Source organism: Hyphomicrobium sp. 1Nfss2.1 (assembly GCF_965243865.1).
In the GTDB taxonomy this organism is placed as follows: Bacteria; Pseudomonadota; Alphaproteobacteria; order Rhizobiales; family Hyphomicrobiaceae; genus Hyphomicrobium_A.
Window position 1 is genome coordinate 2,298,213 of sequence record NZ_OZ251603.1, and the last position, 20,532, is coordinate 2,318,744.

Consider the following 20,532-nt stretch of genomic DNA (forward strand, 5'->3'; position numbering starts at 1 on the left):
CCATGTCGTTCACCGACATCTTCATTCGCCGGCCCGTCCTCAGCTCCGTCGTCAGCCTGCTCATCCTGCTGGTGGGCCTGAGTGCCGCGTTCAACCTGCAGGTGCGCCAGTACCCCGAGCTGTCGAACACCACGATCACCATCACCACCGCTTATCCAGGCGCCAACGCCGATGTGATCAAGGGCTTCATCACGGTTCCCATCCAGCAGGCGGTCGCGAGTGCCGAAGGCATCGACACGCTGACGTCCACCTCGCGCCAGAACGTCTCCACCGTAACGCTCAACCTGCGCCTCAACGCCGATCCCGATCGCGCCGTCACCGACGTGCTATCCAAGGTCAACCAGGTGCGCAGCGTGCTGCCACCGGAATCGATGGACCCGGTCGTCGTCAAGCAGACAGGTGAGTCGACGGCGCTCATGTACCTGTCGTTCAACAGCGACGTGCTCTCCGCCTCGCAGATCACCGACTATTTGACCCGCGTGGTGCAGCCCAAGCTGCAAACCGTCAACGGCGTCGCCAACGCGCAGATCCTCGGCGGCCAGACCTTCGCCATGCGCATCTGGCTCAATCCCGAGAAAATGGCTTCCCTCGGCGTCACGCCGCTGCAAGTGCGCACCGCGCTTGCCACCAACAACTTCACCACTGCGGCCGGCCAGATCAAAGGCGACTTCGTCGAGACCACCATCAATGCCGAGACCTCGCTCGCCAGCGCGGACGCGTTCGGCGAACTGGTTGTCGCCGCCCGCGGCGACGCGCTTGTCCGCTTGCGCGATATCTCCGAGATCTCGCTTGGCGCCGAGGACGTGAATTCCACCTCGGTTTTCGACGGGCTCAAAGCAGTATTCATCGGCATCTACTCGACGCCCACCGCCAACCCGCTTACCGTCATCGACGACGTGCGCAAGGAGTTCCCAGCCATCGAGGCCGAGCTGCCGCCCGGCATGTCCGCCGCCATCGCCTACGACTCGACTAAGTTCATCGACGCTTCGATCTCCGAAGTCGAGAAGACCCTCATCGAAGCCGCGGTGATCGTCATCGTCGTCATCTTCCTGTTTCTCGGCAGCCTCCGTTCCACGCTCATCCCGATCGTCACCATACCGTTGTCTCTCATCGGCGTGATGTTTGCGCTGCTCGCGCTCGGCTATTCGATCAACCTGCTGACACTGCTGGCCCTTGTTCTCGCCATCGGCCTCGTCGTCGATGACGCCATCGTCGTCGTCGAGAACATCCATCGCCACATCGAGGAAGGCCTGTCGCCGTACGACGCCGCAATCGTCGGCGCGCGCGAGATCGCCGTTCCGGTCATTTCGATGACCATTACACTTGCCGCCGTCTATGCCCCCATCGGCTTCGTTTCCGGCCTGACCGGCTCACTGTTCCGCGAATTCGCCTTCACCCTCGCGGGCGCCGTCATCGTATCGGGCATCATCGCCCTCACGTTGTCGCCCATGATGTGCTCCAAGCTGCTCACCAGCGAGCTGTCCGCCGGGGGCTTCGTGCGCTTTCTCGACCGCACCTTCGAGCGGCTCAAGAACCGCTATCAGCGTCGCCTCACCCGCACGCTGAATTACCGCCCCGTGACGCTCCTCGTTCTGTTCGGCGTCATCATCGCCACTGCGCTCATGTACGCGACCGCGCAGCAGGAGCTGGCTCCCGAGGAGGATCAAGGCATCCTCTTCAACCTCGTCAAGACGCCACCCGCAACCAACATCGATTACACCGAGCAGGTGACGGATCACCTCTATCAGATCTTCAACACGGTCCCCGAGAAGGAGCACGTCTTCGCCATCAACGGCATGGGCGGCGATGTGCACCAGGCGTTCGCCGGCATCCTTTTCAAGCCGTGGGAAGAGCGCAACCGCACTCAGGCGCAAATTCTCCAGGAGCTGCAGCCGAAGGTGAACGGCGTCGCCGGCGCACAAGTGCTGACCTTCGGCCAGCCTTCTCTCCCCGGCTCGACCGGCGGCCCGCCCGTTCAGTTCGTCATCACCACCACGTCGGACTACGAGCAGCTCGCCCAGGTCCTGCAGAAGGTGCAGCAGGAGGCAATGCAGAGCGGCCTCTTCATCTTCGCCGATAGCGACCTGAAGTTCGACACCCCGCAGATCGAGGTGAAGATCGACCATGCCAAGGCCAACAGCCTCGGCATCACCATGCAGGACATCGGCGCCTCGTTGGCAACGCTGCTTGGTGGCAACTACGTCAACCGCTTCAACCTCTATGGCCGCAGCTATCAGGTCATTCCACAGGTGCCGCGCGACTTCCGCCTCCAGCCCGACTGGATCAAGCGCTATCAGGTGAAGACGTCCTCCGGACAGATGGTGCCGCTCTCGACCGTCGTAGATGTGCGCGAAAGCGTGCAGCCGAACGCATTGACCAGCTTCCAGCAGTTGAACTCGGCCATGTTGCAGGGCGTGCCGTTCCCTGGCCGCACCATTGGCGAGGTCATCACCTTCCTCAAAGCCAAGGCGAAGGAACTCTTTCCCGAAGGCTTCACTTACGACTTCCAGGGCGAAAGCCGCCAGTACGAGCAGGAAGGCAACCGTCTCGTCATCACCTTCGTCTTCGCGCTGATCGTGATCTACCTGGTGCTCGCCGCCCAGTACGAGAGCTTCCGCGATCCGCTGATCATTCTCATCGCCCTGCCGACGTCGATGTTCGGAGCGCTGCTACCGCTCACTTTCGGCCTCGGCACCATCAACATCTACACCCAGATTGGCCTCGTCACCCTCATTGGCCTCATCTCCAAGCACGGCATCCTGATGGTCGACTACGCCAATCAGCTTCAGATCGAAAAAGGCATGGGTCGCCGCGAGGCGATCGAAGAAGCCGCCGCTATCCGCCTCCGGCCCATCCTCATGACGACGGCCGCCATGGTCATCGCCATGGTGCCGCTCATCTTTGCGTCCGGCGCAGGAGCCGCCTCGCGCTTTGCCATCGGCATCGTCATCGCCTTCGGCATGACCATCGGCACGCTGTTCACGCTGTTCGTCACGCCCGCGGTCTACACCTACATCGCGCGTGAGCACCGCCGTGACGCGCACGCCACCCAGGTCATCCACGGCCCGGCCGAATAGCGACCAGCACGACACATCAACCTTCGCTCGAAAGAGAATGCCGAACCTTGGGTCCTCGGCATAAAGCCGAGGATGACAGTGGGCGGCTCGCGTCTCTATCCGACCGCGAGGTCGTAGATGACCTTGATGTTGAGCGCGATCACCACCACGGCCACAATCACCGCCAGTGCCGTCACCCAGCGCGGGGCCACCAGAATGCCCATCTTCCGCCTGTCGGCCGTGAACATCACCAGCGGCACGATGGCGAAGGGAAGCTGCATGCTCAGCACAACCTGGCTGAGGATCAGCAACGAGCCCGTGCCGCTTTCGCCGTAGAGGATGACACCGATACTCGCCGGGATCAGCGCTAGGCTTCGCGTCGCCAGCCGCCGTAGCCAAGACGGCAGCCGCACGTTGATGAAGCCTTCCATCACCACCTGACCCGACAGCGTCGCCGTCACCGTGGAGTTGAGTCCGCAGCACAGCAGCGCGACACCGAACAGCGCCGCAGCCGGCGACGAGCCGAGCAGCGGCGCCAGCAGGTGCTGTGCCTGCTCCAAATCAGCAATTCCGCTGTGCCCAGCCTTGTGGAAGGTCGCTGCCGCCAGGATGAGGATCGACGCGTTGACGATAAGCGCCAGCATCAGCGCGATCGAGGAATCGATCGTCGCAAACTTGATCGCCTCGCGCTTCGATTCAATGTCGTCGCCGACGGCCCGCGTCTGCACGATCGAGGAGTGCAAATAGAGGTTGTGCGGCATCACAGTCGCGCCAAGGATACCCATCGCCAAATAGAGCATCTCCGGATTGCGCACGATCTCAACTGTCGGCGCAAAGCCCAGAATGACCTGACGCCAGTCAGGATCGGCTAGCGCCACCTGCACGCCGAAGCACGCCGCAATCACCATCAGCGTACCGACGACGAACGCCTCGATCCAGCGAAACCCGAGGTTCTGCAAATAGAGAATGAGGAACACGTCGAGCGCGGTGATGAACACGCCGATCTCGAGCGGAATACCGAACAGCAGATTGAGACCGATCGCAGTGCCGATCACCTCGGCCAGATCAGTGGCGCAGATGGCGATCTCCGCCATCACCCACAGCACATTGCTGATCGGTCGTGGAAAGGCATCGCGGCATGCCTGCGCCAGATCGCGTCCCGTGGCAAAGCCGAGCCGCGCGCACAACGCCTGCAGCAGGATGGCCATCAAATTCGACAGCAACGCAATGCACAGCAGCGTGTAGCCGAAGGTCGAGCCGCCGGCGAGAGAGGTCGCCCAGTTGCCCGGGTCCATATACCCGACCGACACGAGGTAGCCGGGGCCTAAGAACGCCAGAAGCCGGCGCCATCCCGTTCCTTGAACGGGAATAGAGCCCCACACTTCGCGTAGCGAAGGTTCACCGCGCTTATTGCGCCAGCCTGGTTCTTCGGAGGCCGCAACCTCACCCCGTGCGCGCGTTACTTCCTGCATTCGCCCAATCTGACCACATCGGCCATAGTTGCAAATGATTTGCAACTGCAAATATGTTGCCGCGCGAAATAGGAGTCAATGGGTCGCCGTGCTGCGCGTCAGCCGTGCGCATGTACATCAGGCTGCTCCGGGTCACCGAACAACACCAGTGCCGATGTTCCGAAGCTCTTGGCACGATACATTGCCGCATCCGCATTGGCGAGAATGTCCTCGGCCCTGCGGCAGTCACGCGGGACAAGCACCGCACCAATAGCGACGCCAACGCGATGTCCCACACCTTCGACCCAGACGTCATTACGCAATGCATCCAGATACCGGTTTCCAAGAGCCGTCGCGCCAGCTTCATCCACGTCGTCGGCCAGCACGGCGAATTCATCTCCGCCCAAGCGGCCAAGCAGGTCGGAAGGACGTGACGCCCGCTTGAACCGATCTGCGATCACCCGCAGCACGCCGTCGCCCGCCGCGTGCCCATACTGATCATTGACCCGCTTGAAGCCGTTGAGATCCATCATGAAGAACGCGCGCGAGCGCCCGTCCGCCGGATCGATCGCCTTCAGCCGCGCGATCACTGCGCGCCGGTTCGGAAGATCCGTCAGCACATCGCGAAAGGCCTGATCGCGCAGCTCTTCGATCTCCGCGTCCACCTCTGCCCGCCGCTCCGCATCCAGCGACTGCTCCCGCAAGCGCCGGACAACGAAGGCAAAAATGCAAAAGCCAAGCACCACGGTAAGCCCGATGGCTTCCAGCAGTGTGATCCGCCGTTCCTCAGTGGAAAGCTGGTTGGCGAAGCTGAAAAGGTCGAACTCGATCGCCAGCAACAAGCCGGTGACGAGCACCGCCGTCGCAAGAATGGCATCCTGGGCGCTTTCACGCGGATTGGCAGCGATCGATTGGATCAGGGAACCCCTCATCGCCCTGAAAACCCCTCTTTACTCGGACGATCTGCCCGCACTCTAGTTGCCAGCACCCAACAAAGCGTAAAGTCAGAACTCCAGTCCTTTTCCGCCAGTTGCATCAAGCCGGCTCCGTACGCGATCCCGCCTTGCCCCTTCGGCGCCCCCCTCCGAATCTGATATGGCCTCGGGGTGCTACAGTTTGAAAATTCAATGTTGAGAGGCATTTGCGCGTGCCCAGCCGGGGGCAAAGCTCGACCGTCGCTCTGTTGATGCTTGCGCTGCTCACCACCGCAGCAACGCCTCGCCATGCCCACGCGACCGAATATGCCAACGCCGACGAATGCTGTGCTGACTTGGAGCAGCGCGTTGCGGACCTGGAAGCGACAGTTGCAACCAAAGGCAACCGCACGTTGAAGGTCACGCTCACAGGTCTCGTCAACAATGCAGTCATGTATTGGAACGACGGCGGCGAGGACAACGCGTACGTCGTCACCAATGACAACCAGCGCTCGCGCTTTGCCTTCGTCGGCACCGCTGCACTCAGTCCCAATTGGGAAGCCGGCTACGCCATCGACGTTGGCATCAGAACCGCCAACTCCAAGCTGGTGACGCAAACCGCGGCAGGAGGCTTTGACGAACGTCCCCCCACCGGCTTCGATCTGCGCAGCTCCGTCTGGTTCCTTCGCAACAAGAAATACGGCAGCGGTTTTCTCGGCACCGCGTTCGCAGCCACAGACCGCATCGCCAGTTCGAATGTCACCCAGACGCAATGGTTCGATGCCTATTCCGCTCCCGAGAACGCAGGTCTCGGCATGTTTCTTCGGTCGTCTGAGAACGGAGAAATGACCAAGAGCCTGCTGAGCTGGAGACGCATCATCGGCGCGGGCGGCGACCAGCCTGGCGAAAGCCAGCGCGGCTTCTCATTGATGAAATATGTCTCGCCAACCTGGAACGGCTTGACGTTCGCAGCCGATTGGGTCGTCACCGATTTCTGGGACGTCGCCTTGCGCTATCGCAAGGAGGTCGCGGGGTTCGACATCGGCGCAGGCATCGGCTTCCTGCAGCTGCAGCCAGGGTCACGCACCCGCAGCGTATGCCCGGCGGCATTCTTCACCCGGGGCGAGGACGCAACGGCGTGCCGGCAGCTGCGCGGATCGATCAGCGCCAAACACCTCGATACCGGCCTGTTCTTCAACTTCGGCGCCAACTTGACCACCGACGGCATCGTCGAAACCACTGTGCGCTTCAACGACACGGGCGTCGACCAGCAGGCCTATTTTCTCTCCGGCCAGATCGGCCTCGAGCGCCAGTTCAACGCGCTCGGAAAGTCTACGCTTTATGCCAGCTACTACACATACAGCGGCGGCGCGCCCACCGTATTGACCGTCGGTCCAGACGACCCGCTCAATCCGACGGGCGCAGGAGACTGGACGGTCTGGCAATCCGACGTCGACATCTGGGGCGGCGGCATCGCCCAAGGCATCGATAGCGCCGCGATGATCGTCTATCTCGCCTATCACCACGTCAGCGGCGACCTCACCTTGCGCCAGCTTCAGAACCGCGTTGCCAGCGGTCCGATTGCCGATGCGCCCATCGACGATCTCGACCTGCTGCTCGGTGGCGCCGTCATTCGCTTCTGAAACAGCATCGACATCACTTCATCGCCCATCGGATGACCCGGTGAACAAAGGCGAGCTTCGTCACAGCCAGATCGGGAATGACGAACGGATAGAAGTCGTCATGTCCCATGCTGCGATTGATGTCGTTCAGCGCCAGCGTCAGCGGCACCCAGCGCCGGATGAGCATATCGAAGCTCTCGGTTCGATAGACATCGAGCTGCCACGGCGACCACCCGCTGGCCCCGAACCGCCCGGCACGCGGCTCGATGCGATGCACTGCCGCTGTATCCAGCGCGTCGATCATGTGCAGATAGTGCGCCCACGTCTCTGCCCAGTCCTCCCACGGATGCGCGCTCGCATATGCCGACACATGCCGCAGCGACCAGTCCGCGGGCGGCCCCTGAGCATGATGCCGCTCCAGCGCCGCCCCATAATGCTCGCGCTCATCACCAAACAGCTCGCGAAAGCGGTCGATTTCTCGGGTGCCGTCGATGAGCAGCATCCAATAGTAATGGCCGCTCTCGTGACGCAGATGCCCGAGCAGCGAACGGTACGTCTCTGCCATCGCCTTGCGCTGACGCTCACGCTCCACAGCGTCGGCTTCACCGACGGCGATCGTGATCACGCCATCGAGGTGTCCCGTCAGCGCGTCATTGACGAAATCGAAGTTGAGGGGTGCCTTTCCAACCGCAGTGCCATCGAGCGGCAGGCCCAGCCGCAAAAGCGAATAAATTAGCCGCTTCTTCGCGCGCTCGAACTCGCCCCACGCGAACACATTTGCCGGATCGGAAAGATCAGGAATGGTGCGGTTGAGCTCGCAAGCGGTGCAATACTGCGAAGGCGAGTCTGCCGGTACAAGCCAATTGCAAACGCCGTGCCCTGTATTGGCGCAGTAGCGCAAATGCCGCGCACCCGCGCCTTTTCGGTAATCGCGGTAAAGGCCATCCCCTTCATCAGTGAGGGCGCGAATCTCAAGCTTGTCCGAACGGAAGCCAAGCGGATGTCCGCAGCGCAGGCACTGCACGTTCTCGAAATAGACAGTGTTGCTGCAGGCTCCGCACTTGAAAGTCTTCACCCGATTCTCACCCCCCGAATTCCAGCCCCCGCCTTCTGTAGCGCGATCCCCCGCAGCATCCACCCGTTATCGAATGCCTAACTTTAGTGCAGCTCGCACAATCGAAGGGCAATGCCTGTTCTTCGTGCGCAACGAAAGTTGTTCTATGTTCAGTCGCTGCACCGCACAAAGGCTCCTTACTGAACGGGTACTGATGCCAATCCATGTCGCTCTGACGCACCGGACCGCTTATCACTATGACCGCGTGATCGGAATGGGTCCGCAAGTGGTCCGCCTTCGACCGGCACCCCATTGCCGCACTCCGATCATCAGCTATTCGCTCAACATCGAGCCCAAGCTCCACTTCCTCAACTGGCAACAGGATCCGTTCGCCAATTACTGCGCACGCCTGGTCCTGCCTGAGAAGACCGACCGCTTCGTCGTCACCGTCGACCTCGTAGCCGACATGGCGGTCATCAACCCGTTTGACTTCTTCGTCGAGGAAAGCGCGCGCGACTGGCCCTTCGCCTACGATCCCGACCTCAAGAAAGAGCTGACGCCATACCTGATGCCCGACCCTGCCGGGCCGCTCGTGCGAAAGTTTCTCTCCGGCATGCCTACCCACAAGATGGGCACCGTCGACTTCCTCATCGACGTCAATCGCAGGCTCCATGCTGGCGTGCAGTATTGCGTACGTCTGGAACCGGGTATTCAAACGCCCGAGGAGACGCTCATCAAAGCGTCCGGCTCGTGCCGCGACTCCGCCTGGCTGCTGGTCCAGATTCTGCGCAACATCGGCTTTGCCGCGCGCTTCGTCTCCGGCTACCTCATTCAGCTCCGCCCCGACGTGAAGCCCGTCGATGACGGCCCCGCTGGCGCCGAAGCCGACTTCACTGACCTCCACGCCTGGACGGAAGTTTATGTTCCTGGCGCCGGCTGGATCGGCCTCGATCCCACGTCCGGCCTGCTCGCGGGCGAAGGCCACATTCCGCTCGCCGCCACGCCTCAGCCATCGAGCGCAGCGCCGATCAGCGGCGGCCATGAGCCCGCGGAAGTCGAATTCGACTTCGAGATGCGCGTCGAGCGCATTCTAGAAACCCCGCGCGTCACACTCCCCTACAGCGAGGAAACCTGGCAGCAGATCATCGCGGCCGGCGACGCCGTCGACACGCGCCTCGACAGCGCCGACGTGCGCCTCAGCATGGGCGGTGAGCCAACCTTCGTGTCGATCGACGACATGGACGGCGACGAATGGAAGACAGCCGCCGTCGGCCCGACAAAACGCGCCTATGCGGAAGACCTCATCCGCCGCCTGCGCAACCGCTTCGCACCCGGCGGCCTCCTGCACTACGGGCAAGGCAAATGGTACCCCGGTGAGCAGCTCCCGCGATGGGCCTTCGCTCTTTACTGGCGCCGCGATCAGGAGCCCTTGTGGGCCGACGACAAGCTGATCGATCGCGAGAGCCAACCCGCAAAAGCGACCATCGAAGACGCGGGCAAGCTCATGGCAGCGCTGTGTACCCAGCTCGGCGTCCCCCCCGACAGTGGCATCGCAGCCTTTGAAGACCCCGGCTACTACGCCCTCGTCGAGCAAAAGCTGCCGATCAACGTCACCCCCGTTGAAAACAAGCTCCAGGATCCCGAAGAGCGCGCGCGAATCGTTCGCGTGTTCGAGCGCGGCCTCGACAAACCGGTCAGCTACGTTCTGCCGGTGCAGGTCTGGCACTCGCCCGATCTTGGACGCCGCTGGGTCACCGAGCGATGGGGGCTTCGTCGTAGCAAGCTCTATCTCATGCCGGGCGATTCCCCCGCTGGCTTCCGCCTGCCGATAAACTCACTGCCTGCGCTGCCCGCCGTCGATTACCCGCACGTGCTCCAGCGCGATCCTTTCAGCGATATGCCTCCGCTGCCCGAGCGTGAAATCCTCATCCAGCAGCGCAAAGCCGTGACGCTGCGGCCGGCCCCGGTACCCCCACCGCTCGGCCCCAGCGAGATCTATGGCTCTGTGCGCACTGCGCTCGCCATCGAGCCGCGCGACGGACACTTGTGCGTGTTCCTCCCGCCGGTGTCAGACGCACTCGATTTCGCCGCCCTCACCGCTGCAATCGAGGAAGCAGCCGACGCCACCAATCTGCCGGTGCACATCGAAGGCTATTCACCGCCGAGCGACCCGCGCCTCAACGTCATCAAGGTGACACCCGACCCCGGTGTCATCGAGGTCAACATCCATCCAGCGACCAGCTGGAAGGAAGTCGTCGCCATCACGACCGCGGTTTACGAGGAAGCGCACCAGACGCGCCTCGGCACCGACAAGTACCAGCTCGACGGTCGTCATACCGGGACCGGCGGCGGCAACCACATCGTCATGGGCGGCATCACGCCCGCTGACAGCCCGTTCCTGCGCCGGCCCGACCTCCTCGCCTCCATCATTGCCTATTGGCAGAACCATCCATCTCTTTCGTATTTGTTCTCCGGCCTCTTCATCGGCGCAACGAGCCAGGCTCCGCGCCTCGACGAAGCGCGCGTTGAATCCCTTTATGAGCTCGAGATCGCACTGAAGCAGGTGCCCGACCCCGCCTATGGCAGCGTCCCGCCATGGCTCATCGACCGCATCTTCCGCCACCTGCTCGTCGACGTAACCGGCAACACGCACCGCGCCGAAATCTGCATCGACAAACTCTATTCACCCGACGGCCCCACCGGCCGCCTTGGTCTCGTCGAGTTCCGTTCCTTTGAGATGCCCCCGCACGCTCGCATGAGCATCGTCCAGCAGCTCCTGATGCGATCCTTCATCGCCATGTTCTGGGACAAGCCCTATCGCGGCAAGGTCGCCCGTTGGGGCACTGCGCTTCAGGATCGCTTCATGCTCCCGCACTTCCTGTGGGCGGACTTCTCCGAGGTCATCGGTGACTTGAGGGACGCCGGTATTCCCATCGAGCTCGAATGGTTCAAGCCGCACTTCGAGTTCCGCTTCCCGCTCATCGGAGAAGTCGACGCCTACGGCATAAACATCGAGTTGCGTCAGGCGCTCGAACCTTGGCACGTTCTCGGCGAGGAAAGCACCGCTGGCGGAACGGCCCGCTTCGTCGACAATTCTCTCGACCGCCTGCAGGTGAAAGTGCAGGACGGCGCCAACGGCCGCTTCGCCGTCACCTGCAATCTGCGTGGTCTGCCGCTCACGTCGACTGGTACCTTTGGCGAAAAGGTTGCTGGCGTCCGCTATCGCGGCTGGGCGCCAGCCTCCTGCCTGCATCCAACCATCGCTCCGCACGTGCCGCTCGTGTTCGACATCATCGACACGTGGACGGGACGCTCTGTCGGAGGCTGCCGCTATCACTCGACCCACCCCGGCGGCCGCAACTTCGAGGTTTCCCCAATCAACGCCTACGAGGCCGAGGGGCGCCGCCTGGCACGCTTCGAGCGCCTGGGACATACCCCGGGACGCGCCTCGCCAACGCCCGCGGAGATCAATCCCGATTACCCGTTGACGTTGGACCTCAGAACCTGAACCGCAATTCACCGCGGGAACGCGGCTGGGCCCAACTGTGCTCCGCAGTTCCGCGGCGCTGGCAACCCCTGCCGCGAAGCACTATCCTCCCGCCGAACACTGCGGCCAAGCCGGTCCAAATGAAAATAACCCTGCGCTACTCCCATGAATCTTGAAGCCCGGCTCGCCCAGACGACCGGCGGGGATCTTCTGACCGGCTATGCGCCGGCGAAAGACGGCGGCTACGACGAGATGCTCGATGCCGCCGGCAACGTGCGCCCGCATTGGCGCCCGTTCCTTGATGCGCTCGCCACCCTGCCACCGTCCACGCAAACCGACCGCGCCGAGCAGCTCAATCGCCGCGTCCGCGAGATGGGCATCGCACACGACATCTTCGCCGACCCTGCTGCGCCCGGAAAACGCTGGGAGGTGGACCTCGTCCCACTCATCCTCGCGAGCAGCGAATGGCACGCACTCGAAAAGGCCATCTTGCAGCGCACGCGCCTGCTCAACGCCATCCTCACCGACATCTACGGCGAGCAGCAGCTTCTTCGCGACGGCTTGATACCATCGGCCTTGGTCTTTTCCGATCCTGCGTTCCTGTCGCCTTGCAGCGGCATCCAACCCGCCGCAGGCTATCTCCAGTTCTATGCTGTCGACCTCGCGCGCGAGGCAGACGGAAGCTGGCGCATCATCGACAATCACACTGAGACGCCAGCTGGTGTCGGCTATGCCCTCGCCAATCGCGTAGTGCACACGCAAGTTGCCGACGATTTGTTCGACGCCTGCAACAGCCTGAGGCTCGCGCCCTTTTTCCAGAGCGTCCAGGCCGGCTTGGCGGCGCTAACCGGCCGGCGCGATCCGCGCATCGCATTGCTCACCCCAGGCCCCCTTCACGATGACTATTTCAGCCACGCCTACCTCGCCCGCTACCTCGGCTACCTCCTCGTCGAAGGCGGCGACCTGCGCACGGCGGGCGACAACGTCTATCTAAAGACGCTGGAAGGCCTGCAGCGCGTCGACCTCATCGTCCGCTGCATCGAGGGCCGCACTGCCGATCCGCTCGAGCTTGACGCCGGTCGCTACGGCGGTCCTCCCGGCCTCGTGCAAGCCTGCCGCAAATCACCCCAACTCGTACGTAATTCCCTCGGCTCGGCGGTTGCTCAGAACCGCGGCCTCGCGCCTTATCTGCCCGCCATCTGCCGGAGACTGTTTCGCGAGGACCTGTTGATAGCCGACACGCCGCGGCGCTGGCTCGGCGACGCCGCCAATCGGCGTCACGTAATCGCCAACCTCGACCGCATGGTCATTCGCTCGGCCCAAGAGGGCACAGGCCGCCCCGGCGGCGCACAATATGGCCAACTGGGCGCTAGTCTCACCGAAGCGCAGCGCCACACCCTCATCGAGGAGATTGAGCTACACGGCGAGATGCTCGTTGCCGAGGAGCGCGTCGGCTTCGGCACCACGCCGGCCTTCTCCCCGCGCGGCCTCACCCCGCAACCTTTCGCCGTGCGCTTCTTCGTTGCCGCCACGTCCGAAGGGCTCACCGTCATGCCGGGCGGCCTTGCCATGGCCATCGTGCCCAATCTCGCCGTCGCGCTCAGCGCACCCGAGCCGCGCACACACGACGTCTGGATTATCGCCGATGGCGAGGTCCCGCCGCACCAGAGCCTCTGGCAGAACAGGATCGAGACCGCCCGCGTGCAGCGCTCGCCCCGCGTCATCCAAAGTCGCGTCGCCGACGACCTGTTCTGGCTCGGCCGCTATTCCGAACGGGCCGACTGGATCATGCGCGTGTTGCGCGGCGCGTTGCAGCCAATCCGCGGCGACAGCGTACCCGCTCTGATGCAGCGTGCTGCCCGCGCCTGCCTCGATGCGCTGGCAACCGAGGAGCACGCCCCGCCCGCGCACTACGAGGTCGATGACGCCGTCGCCATTGAAAGCGTGGCGCATCAGCTCATTGCCTCGAAGGACGGACGCCACACCCTCGACGACACGCTCGACAAGCTCTACCGCGTCGCCAACCTCACGCGCGACCGCCTTTCGCTGGAAGCCTGGCGCGTGCTCAATCACTTCCGTCCCGGCACCGACTGGCGCCGCGCCATTGTCGATTGCCCGGCAGATGCGCTGCTCGATCTCATCGAGGACGGCCTCGGCTGGGTCGCCGCCTTCAACGGCCTCTTCCACGAAAACATGACCCGCAACAAAGGCTGGTCGTTCCTTGACATGGGCCGCCGCATCGAGCGCGCCGGCAATCTCAGCGAAGCCATTCTCTGGCTCTTCAGCAAGCCAATGCCGCAAGAGGAAGAGACCGGCCGGCTTCTGTATCTGCTCGAAGTCGCCGACAGCTTCATCACCTATCGCTCCCGCTACCGCCTGGACCCGATGCTTGCACTGGTCCTCGATCTGCTGCTGCTCGATGAAACCAACCCGCGCAGCCTCGCCTACCAGCTCGCCAGCATTTCCCAGCACCTCGGCAGCCTGCCGCAATCCCAGTCGAGCGCCAACCTCACCGACGAACGCCGCCTCATCCTGTCGATGCTGTCGTCCGTGCGCCACCTAGATGTCGAGACGCTTGCGAAAGATGCAACCCGCTCCGACCTGCAAGGCGCACTGCGCAAACAGCTTCGCCTGCTGCCGCAGCTCACCACGGCAATCGAGCGCCACTACTTCAGCCTTCTCGAAGATCAGCCGCATCGCGTGCACACGCGCTTGGAACCCAAGCCATGATCTACGATGTCAATCATCGCACCGTGTACCGCTACTCGAGCCCCGTGGTGCAGAGCCAGCACATCGTCCACATGTCGCCGCGGGCCGTCCCGCGCCAGCGCATCAAGGGGCATACGCTCGTCATCGAGCCCGCACCGACCATCCGCACCGAACGCAACGACTATTTCGGCAATCGCGTCGTGATGTTCGATATCGAGCAGGACCATAAAGAGCTCATCGTCCAGGCCCGCAGCACCATTTCGGTGACGCCCGCCGGATCCATCGACCTCGCAGCCTCCGCGCCGTGGGAGGAGGTCGTCCATCGCATCGCCGACCCGAAGGCCCACACTGATGTAGAGGCGGGATGCTATTCCTGTGCCTCGAGAAACACGCGCCCCACACGCGACATCGCCGCTTATGCGCGCCAATCGTTTCCCCCCGGCCGGCCGGTTCTTTCCGGCGCGTGGAACCTGATCGAGCGCATCTATTCCGAATTCGCCTTCGACTCCACCGCCACCGACGTTTCAACACCGGTCACACAAGTGCTGCAGCAGCGCCGCGGCGTGTGCCAGGACTTCTCCCACCTCGCGCTCGCCTGCCTGCGCTCGCTCCGCCTGTCCGCGCGCTACGTCAGTGGTTATATCCTGACACGCCCACCGCCTGGCATGCCGCGCCTCGCCGGCGCCGACGCCTCGCACGCCTGGGTCTCCGTTTGGTCCCCGGAATTCGGCTGGGTTGATTTCGATCCCACCAATGGCCTCATACCCAAGGACGAACACATCACCATCGCCTACGGACGCGATTACGACGATGTCAGTCCGATCAGCGGCATCCTGCTCGGCGGCAACGAGCACGCTGTCGTCGTCGGCGTCGACGTGATCCCCATCAGTTGACCTCGCGCGCAGCGCATCATCCTTGCGCCGCCGCCATCGTCCCGCGGAACCGCCAGCCCGCGATTAGAAACAGCACCACTCCGATAGCGGTCATCGCCGTCAATTGCGGCCACACCACATCGAGCCCCGCGCCGCGATACAGCACCGCCTGCGAAAAACTCGTGAAGTGCGTCGATGGTGCGACCTGCATGATGTAGCGCAACGCATCAGGCATCGACTCCTGCGGCGTCACACCGCCCGATAGCATGTTCATCACCACGAAGAACGGGATCGCCAGCAGCCCGAACTGCGGCATCGACCGCGCGAATGTCGCCAGCGCAATGCCGAGCGAGCACATCGCAAAAAGAAAGATCGCCGCCCCGAAAATGAACAGACCGATCGACCCATTGATCGTCACGCCGAGCATCCCCTTCACCACTAGCGTGATCGAAAGCAGCGCCGCCGCGACAATGACCAGCCCGCTCGCCCAGATCTTCGACAGCATGATCTCCGCCGGCGTCACCGGCATCACCAGCAGATGCTCGATTGTCCCATGCTCGCGCTCGCGGATCACCGCCGCCCCCGACAGGATCAACGAAAGCATCGTGATGTTGCTGACGATCTGCATCACCGCCATGAACCAGCTCGACTCGAGATTCGGATTGAACTTTGCCCGCACCGCCACGCTCACCGGCAGCGTTGTCCCGGATTCGCTGCGGCTGACATAATCAGCGAGTTCGTTCTGCAATATGCTCGTCACATAGAGCGTGCCATTCCCGGCCAGCGTCATGGCCGTCGCGTCGACGTTGAGCTGCAGCGTCGGCTTGCGCCCAGCCACCACGTCTGCCTGAAAGCGCACGGGGATCACCAGCACGAACGAATAGGTCCCGGCATCCATTGCCGCATCGATATCCTTCACCGAAGGCAGCACCGCCGCGGGCTTGAAGTACGGCGGCATGAACGCGTCTCGTATGCGCCGCGAAAGGTCCGAGCCGTCCTCGTCTACGATCGCGATCGACGCGTTCCGCACCTCGGTCCGCACGCCCGTCGCCACGGTGTAGATTGCCAGCGTGAACGTATAGAGGATGAGCAGCATCAGCACCGGGTCATGGCGGAGACTGTAAAGCTCCTTGATGCCAAGCCGATAGACGTGTTCCAGCGAGCGCTTCACTCAAGCCTCCTGTTTGCGCAGCAGCAGCGCCGCCGCTGTCAGGAACACAGCGCAAAACAGCGCCAGCACGATGTGATTGCGGTAAAGCTCCGCGAACCCCAAACCCTTATTGAACACGCCCGAACTTATGCGCTGGAAATAGAGTGCCGGGAACAGCATGCCGATCACCTTGGCGCCCCCTTCCAGAGCTGAAACGGGATACATCATGCCGGAGAAGTTCACCGTCGGGATCATCACGATGATCGCCGACCCGAAGATTGCCGCGATCTGCGATCGCACGAACGTCGAGATGACGAGGCCGAATGCCGTCGCAGCTCCCGCCAGAAGCAACGCACCCGTGGCCAGCGCCAGGAAGCTGCCCTTAACCGCCACGCCGAACACGAACACGATGATCGCTGTCAGCACCGCAAAGCTGACCATGCCGATCCCGATGTAAGGCAGTTGCTTGCCGAGCAGGAATTCCAGTTTGCTCACGGGCGCTGCGTAGAGGTTGATGATCGACCCCATCTCCTTTTCGCGCACGATCCCAAGCGCCGTGAGCATCGTGCAGAACATCAGCATCAGCATCATCAACACGCCCGGCGAAATCGCGTAGATGCTTAGAAACGCCTGGTTGTATCTGAAGCGCACCTGGATATCGGCTGGGCTAAGATTGGGCACCGCCCCTGTCTCACGCCGCGATAGATCCTCAAGATAATTGTTTATCACGCCCTGTACGTAACCCCGCGCCGTCTCCGCCCGGAAGGTGTCCGACCCATCGAGCCAGACACCGATTTCCGGCGTGTAGCCACGCAGCAGGTTGCGCCCGAATTCCGGCGGCACGCCGATCGCCACCTTGATGTCGCCAGAACGCAGGCGCGCATCGATGTCCGCCTCACTCGTAAGCTTCTTCTGCTCGCTGAAATAGCGCGACGCAGAAAACGCCTCCCCCAGGATCGCACTTTCCTGCGACTGATCGCGGTCGAGGATGGCATAGCGCACATTCTCCAGATCAAATGAGATGCCGTACGCCATCGTAAGCAGCAGCACCACCGGCCCAATGATTGCGAATGCGATACGGATCGGATCGCGGATCAGCTCCAGCGTCTCGCGCCGCGCAAATGCCCATATACGGGCCAGCCTTACCTTCAAGCCCAACGGGTCGGCCTTCGTCTCTGGCTCAGGCTCGGGTTGCGCCAGCGCCTTTTCTGCCGCGGCATCTTCCGCGTCCTGCCCCCCGTCCGCCTCTTCCAGATAGTCGATGAACGCATCGCTCAGCGTCGCCGCACCGCGTGCCTCCCGCAACGCATTCGGCTCCCCCATCGCAAGAATACGCCCCGCGTGCATCAGCGAGATGCGATCGCAGCGTTCTGCCTCGTTGATGAAGTGCGTCGAAATGAAGATCGTCACACCGTCCTTGCGCGACAGCTCGATCAGCAGCTCCCAGAAACTATCTCGCGCTACCGGATCGACGCCCGATGTCGGCTCATCCAGAATGAGCATGTCGGGCCTGTGAATCACCGCGACCGCCAGCTGAAGTCGCTGCCGCATGCCGAGCGAAAGCGCGTCAGGCATCGCGTCGGCTACATCGCTCAGCCCAAACCGCGCCAGCATCTCCTCGACGCGAGGGTGCACCGCATCCGCAGGGACCTGGAACAGTCGCGCATGCAGCTCGAGGTTTTGCCACACGGATAATTCGCCGTAGAGCGAGAACGATTGCGACATGTAGCCGACGCGCCGACGCGTATCGAGATCCTGTGCATCGATCGGCTTGCCGAACAGCGATGCCGAACCCGATGTCGGCGGCAACAGCCCAGTCAGCATCTTCATCGTCGTCGACTTGCCGCAGCCGTTCGAGCCGAGAAACCCGAAAATCTCGCCCCGCTCGATGCTGATCGTCACCCGGTCAACGGCAGTGAAGTCGCCGAACTTCTTTGTCAGATCCTTGGCTTCGATAGCCGGTGCACCATCGTGACGCACACGCGGCGGCACGTGCAGCTTGCGATGCCCGATGCGCTTTTCTTCCGGCAGCAGCGCAACGAACGCCTCCTCCAGCGTGTCGCACCCCGCCAATTGCTTTAGCTCGCTCGCCGTTCCGGTTGCGATCACGCGGCCATCGTCCATGGCGATCAGCGATTGGAACCCCTCCGCCTCCTCCATGTACGCCGTCGCGGTCAGCACGCTCATACCCTTGCGACGCGCGCGGATACGTTCGATCAGCTCCCAGAACCGCTTGCGCGACAGCGGATCGACGCCCGTTGTCGGCTCATCCAGCACCAATAGGTCGGGATCGTGGATCAGCGCGCAGCACAGCGCCAGCTTTTGCTTCATGCCGCCCGACAGCTTGCCCGCTGGCCGGTCAGCAAATTTCTCCAGCTGCGTTGACTGCAAGAGATCGACGATGCGCCAGCGTCGCTCCTCCTCGCTCTGCGCGAACAGCCGCCCGAAAAAATCAACGTTCTCGTACACCGACAGCGTCGGATAGAGATTGCGGCCCAATCCCTGCGGCATGTAGGCGATGCGGGCGCACACACCATCGCGATGCGCGGCGATCGCCATATCGCCACCCAGGGCCGTAACGAGACCCGTTTGCACCTTGCGCACGCCGGCAATCAGCGCCTGCACCGTCGACTTGCCGACGCCATCCGGCCCGATGAGGCCGACCATACGGCCGGCCGGAATGACCAGGGACACATCGTCGAGAGCCAGCGTCTGGCCGTAGCGATGCGTCACGCCCTTGAGTTCGGCAACGGCGTGATCGCCTTCGGTCATCGCAAAAGGTCTCGCAGCTTTAGGGGAGCGCGACGGTCAGGTTGTCGGGCCACTGCACACTGGGCGATAGGCGAATGTAGGCAACCCCCGGCACGCCCGTCTTCACCCAAGCGCTGTACTTTTCCAGAACGTCTGCCGGCAGCTGAACCTTCACGCGGAACATCAGCTTCTCGCGCTCGCTCTGCGTCTCAACGTACTTGGGCGTAAACTGCGCTTCCGTCGCCACGAACGAGATGTAGCCAGGCACGACATATTGAGGCGCAGCGTCGAAGATGATGCGCGCTTCAGCCCCGATGGCCAGTCGCCCCGCTTCGCTCGTCGGCAGGAACACCGTCATGTAGACGTCCGTCACGTCCAGCAGTGTCAGCACCTTGCCGCCTGCCGCCAATACCTCACCCGGCAGCGCCAACCTGTACTGCACGCGCCCTGACCTCGGCGCCGTAAGGATACTGTCATCGAGAAACGTCTGGATGCGCGCCACCCGTGCCGTCGCCGACTCGATAGCCGCCTTCGCGAGATCAATCTGCGCATGCGCGCTGTTGACGGCTGCCTCCGCCGAAATCTTCGCCGAAGTCCGCTGGTCGACCACCTCATTCGGCGTGTAACCCTTCGCCGCCAGCTTCTGCGCTCGGTCCAACTCCTGCTTCGTCAGCGTCAACTCACTGTTGCGCTGAGCCAGCAGCGCGATGGCCTGGTCGAGCTGCCGCTCCGCCTGCCGCGTCTCCGCCTTGGCGTCGTTCATCTGCGCTTCGAGCTCAGCGGTGTCCATCACCGCCAGCGTCTGCCCCTTCTTGACGCTATCGCCCTCCTTTACCAGCACCTCTTTGAGGCGCCCCGCGAGTTTGGTCGCAACGTCCACCCGCTCCGCTTCGATGCGGCCGTTGGCCTTCGCGATCCCTGCCGGCAGCGCAGGCGGCGAGAGCTTGCGCCAAGCCAGATAGCCTCCCACGCCCACGACGATTGCCATTAGCGCGACAAGAACGATGATCTTAGCTGTGGGCCGCGACGAGGATGCAGTCTGGGTCTGCAGGCCGGGCATCAAGGCTTTCCACTGTATCGGTTGGCGCAACAGGAGGTTCAGCATGTCCGTGCAGATCCGCAAGGGAGTTTATTGCACTGCACGATGCACGCATCCCTAACGCATAAGTTTGATTTCGCTCAAGCAGAGAGCACGCACCCGAACCCTGGCGAGAAGTACCACCCCGATGCCTAAGCCGTATGTCTGGCTCCTACGCAACTTTGGCGCAAGGCGAAGACCACAAGCTGCGTTCCAACAACGAGCTTACCATGAAAGTTGCCGCGGTTACGGACCCGGATCAGCTGCACCGGGGCGATGACGTCGACAAAACGCGCACAGCGGCCTCCCTCAATCGTCCTACGCGCTGATGGTCGGCCTGCTCGACAAACTGCAACGCTATTGAAGCTGCGCGGCGATGTCCTCTAGC

The 20,532-nt window shown here is 62.7% G+C and carries 11 protein-coding genes; 5 read left to right on the forward strand and 6 right to left on the reverse strand.

What is annotated here, in order from left to right; translation table 11 throughout:
- Positions 1-2: 2 nt before the first annotated feature.
- On the forward strand, positions 3-3,077 hold the full coding sequence (locus ACP15D_RS11195; protein WP_424957575.1) for a MexW/MexI family multidrug efflux RND transporter permease subunit: 3,075 nt from the start codon (positions 3-5) through the stop codon (positions 3,075-3,077).
- 95 nt (positions 3,078-3,172) lie between these two features.
- On the opposite strand, the gene ACP15D_RS11200 is transcribed toward ACP15D_RS11195, so the two are convergent.
- On the reverse strand, positions 3,173-4,528 hold the full coding sequence (locus ACP15D_RS11200; RefSeq protein ID WP_424957576.1) for an Nramp family divalent metal transporter: 1,356 nt from the start codon (positions 4,526-4,528) through the stop codon (positions 3,173-3,175).
- 98 nt (positions 4,529-4,626) lie between these two features.
- Positions 4,627-5,346, reverse strand: a complete 720-nt coding sequence (locus tag ACP15D_RS11205) for a GGDEF domain-containing protein (RefSeq protein WP_424957577.1) — start codon at positions 5,344-5,346, stop codon at positions 4,627-4,629.
- 308 nt (positions 5,347-5,654) lie between these two features.
- On the opposite strand from ACP15D_RS11205, the gene ACP15D_RS11210 reads away from it, so the two are divergent.
- Positions 5,655-7,064, forward strand: a complete 1,410-nt coding sequence (locus ACP15D_RS11210; RefSeq protein ID WP_424957578.1) for a hypothetical protein — start codon at positions 5,655-5,657, stop codon at positions 7,062-7,064.
- Between the two features lie 13 nt (positions 7,065-7,077).
- Here the strand turns inward: ACP15D_RS11210 and ACP15D_RS11215 are convergent, their stop codons facing one another.
- A complete protein-coding gene (locus ACP15D_RS11215) occupies positions 7,078-8,118 on the reverse strand; it encodes a zinc-binding metallopeptidase family protein (RefSeq protein ID WP_424957579.1) in 1,041 nt (346 codons plus the stop codon).
- A 193-nt stretch (positions 8,119-8,311) separates the two neighbouring features.
- Here ACP15D_RS11215 and ACP15D_RS11220 point away from each other — a divergent pair, with 193 nt between their 5' ends.
- The 3 genes from ACP15D_RS11220 (at position 8,312) to ACP15D_RS11230 (ending at position 15,186) form a co-directional block, all read left to right on the forward strand.
- Positions 8,312-11,605, forward strand: coding sequence for a DUF2126 domain-containing protein (locus ACP15D_RS11220; protein WP_424957580.1), 3,294 nt, complete (start codon positions 8,312-8,314; stop codon positions 11,603-11,605).
- 144 nt (positions 11,606-11,749) lie between these two features.
- Positions 11,750-14,314 carry a circularly permuted type 2 ATP-grasp protein gene (locus tag ACP15D_RS11225; RefSeq protein ID WP_424957581.1) on the forward strand — a complete coding sequence of 855 codons (2,565 nt, stop codon included), beginning with the start codon at positions 11,750-11,752 and terminating at the stop codon, positions 14,312-14,314.
- Positions 14,311-15,186, forward strand: a complete 876-nt coding sequence (locus tag ACP15D_RS11230; RefSeq protein WP_424957582.1) for a transglutaminase family protein — start codon at positions 14,311-14,313, stop codon at positions 15,184-15,186. Before ACP15D_RS11225 ends, ACP15D_RS11230 begins: the two co-directional genes overlap by 4 nt.
- 16 nt (positions 15,187-15,202) lie before the next feature.
- Here the strand turns inward: ACP15D_RS11230 and ACP15D_RS11235 are convergent, their stop codons facing one another.
- Genes ACP15D_RS11235 through ACP15D_RS11245 form a run of 3 tightly spaced genes read right to left on the reverse strand, consistent with a single transcriptional unit; the run spans position 15,203 to position 20,171 of the window.
- Entirely contained in the window at positions 15,203-16,336 is a 1,134-nt protein-coding gene (locus ACP15D_RS11235) for an ABC transporter permease (RefSeq protein WP_424957583.1), read from the reverse strand.
- Positions 16,337-19,087, reverse strand: a complete 2,751-nt coding sequence (gene rbbA, locus ACP15D_RS11240) for a ribosome-associated ATPase/putative transporter RbbA (protein ID WP_424957584.1) — start codon at positions 19,085-19,087, stop codon at positions 16,337-16,339.
- 19 nt (positions 19,088-19,106) lie between these two features.
- Positions 19,107-20,171 carry an HlyD family secretion protein gene (locus ACP15D_RS11245; protein ID WP_424957585.1) on the reverse strand — a complete coding sequence of 355 codons (1,065 nt, stop codon included), beginning with the start codon at positions 20,169-20,171 and terminating at the stop codon, positions 19,107-19,109.
- Positions 20,172-20,532 lie beyond the last annotated feature (361 nt).

Excerpts from the sequence above, each read along its gene's own strand:
- ACP15D_RS11245 (WP_424957585.1), bottom strand. The coding sequence starts at position 20,171 with ATGCTGAACCTCCTGTTGCGCCAACCGATACAGTGGAAAGCCTTGATG.
- ACP15D_RS11225 (WP_424957581.1), top strand. The coding sequence starts at position 11,750 with ATGAATCTTGAAGCCCGGCTCGCCCAGACGACCGGCGGGGATCTTCTG.
- ACP15D_RS11200 (WP_424957576.1), bottom strand. The coding sequence starts at position 4,528 with ATGCAGGAAGTAACGCGCGCACGGGGTGAGGTTGCGGCCTCCGAAGAA.
- rbbA (WP_424957584.1), bottom strand. The coding sequence starts at position 19,087 with ATGACCGAAGGCGATCACGCCGTTGCCGAACTCAAGGGCGTGACGCAT.
- ACP15D_RS11230 (WP_424957582.1), top strand. The coding sequence starts at position 14,311 with ATGATCTACGATGTCAATCATCGCACCGTGTACCGCTACTCGAGCCCC.
- ACP15D_RS11195 (WP_424957575.1), top strand. The coding sequence starts at position 3 with ATGTCGTTCACCGACATCTTCATTCGCCGGCCCGTCCTCAGCTCCGTC.
- ACP15D_RS11220 (WP_424957580.1), top strand. The coding sequence starts at position 8,312 with ATGCCAATCCATGTCGCTCTGACGCACCGGACCGCTTATCACTATGAC.